Origin of the sequence: Lysinibacillus sp. A1 (assembly GCF_000801965.1) — a bacterium.
Lineage (GTDB): Bacteria > Bacillota > Bacilli > Bacillales_A > Planococcaceae > Lysinibacillus > Lysinibacillus fusiformis.
The window spans coordinates 1-2794 of sequence record NZ_JSZM01000026.1 but is presented as its reverse complement, the minus strand read 5'-3'; the positions used below and the strand labels follow the sequence as shown (position 1 = coordinate 2794).

Sequence of the window (2794 nt, the reverse complement as noted above, 5' to 3'; positions counted from 1 at the left end):
TTTTGGTTAAGTCCTCGATCGATTAGTATTCGTCAGCTCCATGTGTCACCACACTTCCACCTCGAACCTATCTACCTCATCGTCTTTGAGGGATCTTACTTACTTGCGTAATGGGAAATCTCATCTTGAGGGGGGCTTCATGCTTAGATGCTTTCAGCACTTATCCCGTCCACACATAGCTACCCAGCGATGCCTTTGGCAAGACAACTGGTACACCAGCGGTGTGTCCATCCCGGTCCTCTCGTACTAAGGACAGCTCCTCTCAAATTTCCTACGCCCACGACGGATAGGGACCGAACTGTCTCACGACGTTCTGAACCCAGCTCGCGTACCGCTTTAATGGGCGAACAGCCCAACCCTTGGGACCGACTACAGCCCCAGGATGCGATGAGCCGACATCGAGGTGCCAAACCTCCCCGTCGATGTGGACTCTTGGGGGAGATAAGCCTGTTATCCCCGGGGTAGCTTTTATCCGTTGAGCGATGGCCCTTCCATGCGGAACCACCGGATCACTAAGCCCGTCTTTCGACCCTGCTCGACTTGTAGGTCTCGCAGTCAAGCTCCCTTGTGCCTTTACACTCTACGAATGATTTCCAACCATTCTGAGGGAACCTTTGGGCGCCTCCGTTACCTTTTAGGAGGCGACCGCCCCAGTCAAACTGTCCGCCTGACACTGTCTCCTGCCCCGCTAAGGGGCATGGGTTAGAATTTCAATACAACCAGGGTAGTATCCCACCGACGCCTCCTTCGAAGCTGGCGCTCCGAGATCTCTGGCTCCTACCTATCCTGTACAAGTTGTACCAAAATTCAATATCAGGCTACAGTAAAGCTCCACGGGGTCTTTCCGTCCTGTCGCGGGTAACCTGCATCTTCACAGGTACTATAATTTCACCGAGTCTCTCGTTGAGACAGTGCCCAGATCGTTACGCCTTTCGTGCGGGTCGGAACTTACCCGACAAGGAATTTCGCTACCTTAGGACCGTTATAGTTACGGCCGCCGTTTACTGGGGCTTCAATTCGCAGCTTCGCTTGCGCTAACCACTCCTCTTAACCTTCCAGCACCGGGCAGGCGTCAGCCCCTATACGTCACCTTACGGTTTTGCAGAGACCTGTGTTTTTGCTAAACAGTCGCCTGGGCCTATTCACTGCGGCTCTCATGCGCTTGCACGCTCAAGAGCACCCCTTCTCCCGAAGTTACGGGGTCATTTTGCCGAGTTCCTTAACGAGAGTTCTCTCGCACACCTTAGGATTCTCTCCTCGACTACCTGTGTCGGTTTGCGGTACGGGCACCTCTCACCTCGATAGAGGCTTTTCTTGGCAGTGTGAAATCAGGAACTTCGTCCATACGGACTCGCCATCACAGCTCAACGTTACAGTGTGCGGATTTGCCTACACACACGCCTTACTGCTTGGACGCGCATAACCAACAGCGCGCTTACCCTATCCTACTGCGTCCCCCCATTTCTCAAACGGTGAGGAGGTGGTACAGGAATATCAACCTGTTGTCCATCGCCTACGCCTATCGGCCTCGGCTTAGGTCCCGACTAACCCTGAGCGGACGAGCCTTCCTCAGGAAACCTTAGTCATACGGTGGACGGGATTCTCACCCGTCTTTCGCTACTCATACCGGCATTCTCACTTCTAAGCGCTCCACCAGTCCTTCCGGTCTGACTTCAACGCACTTAGAACGCTCTCCTACCACTGACATCGTAGATGTCAATCCACAGCTTCGGTGAATCGTTTAGCCCCGATACATTTTCGGCGCAGCGTCACTCGACCAGTGAGCTATTACGCACTCTTTAAATGATGGCTGCTTCTAAGCCAACATCCTGGTTGTCTGTGCAACGCCACATCCTTTTCCACTTAACGATTACTTTGGGACCTTAGCTGGTGGTCTGGGCTGTTTCCCTTTTGACTACGGATCTTATCACTCGCAGTCTGACTCCCGTGTATAAATATCTGGCATTCGGAGTTTGTCTGAATTCGGTAAACCGGGATGGCCCCCTAGTCCAAACAGTGCTCTACCTCCAGTATTCTCATCACGAGGCTAGCCCTAAAGCTATTTCGGAGAGAACCAGCTATCTCCAAGTTCGATTGGAATTTCTCCGCTACCCACACCTCATCCCCGCACTTTTCAACGTGCGTGGGTTCGGGCCTCCAGTAAGTGTTACCTTACCTTCACCCTGGACATGGGTAGATCACCTGGTTTCGGGTCTACGACCACGTACTAATTCGCCCTATTCAGACTCGCTTTCGCTGCGGCTCCGCCTTCTAAAGCTTAACCTCGCACGTAATCGTAACTCGCCGGTTCATTCTACAAAAGGCACGCTATCACCCATTAACGGGCTCTAACTACTTGTAGGCACACGGTTTCAGGATCTCTTTCACTCCCCTTCCGGGGTGCTTTTCACCTTTCCCTCACGGTACTGGTTCACTATCGGTCACTAGGTAGTATTTAGCCTTGGGAGATGGTCCTCCCGGATTCCGACGGAATTTCACGTGTTCCGCCGTACTCAGGATCCACTCAGGAGGGAACGAACTTTCGACTACAGGGCTTTTACCTGCTCTGGCGGACCTTTCCAAGTCGCTTCATCTAACTCGCTCTTTTGTAACTCCGTATTGAGTGTCCTACAACCCCAAGAGGCAAGCCTCTTGGTTTGGGCTCTTCCCGTTTCGCTCGCCGCTACTCAGGGAATCGATTTTTCTTTCTCTTCCTCCAGGTACTTAGATGTTTCAGTTCCCTGGGTCTGCCTTCAAGACGCTATGTATTCACGTCAAGATACTACGCGATTAA

General features: G+C 52.4%; 1 rRNA gene. It reads right to left on the bottom strand.

Annotated features, from left to right (window positions below):
- Positions 1 to 2 precede the first annotated feature (2 nt).
- A 23S ribosomal RNA gene (locus PI85_RS19730) occupies positions 3 to 2794 on the bottom strand; the annotation flags it as partial.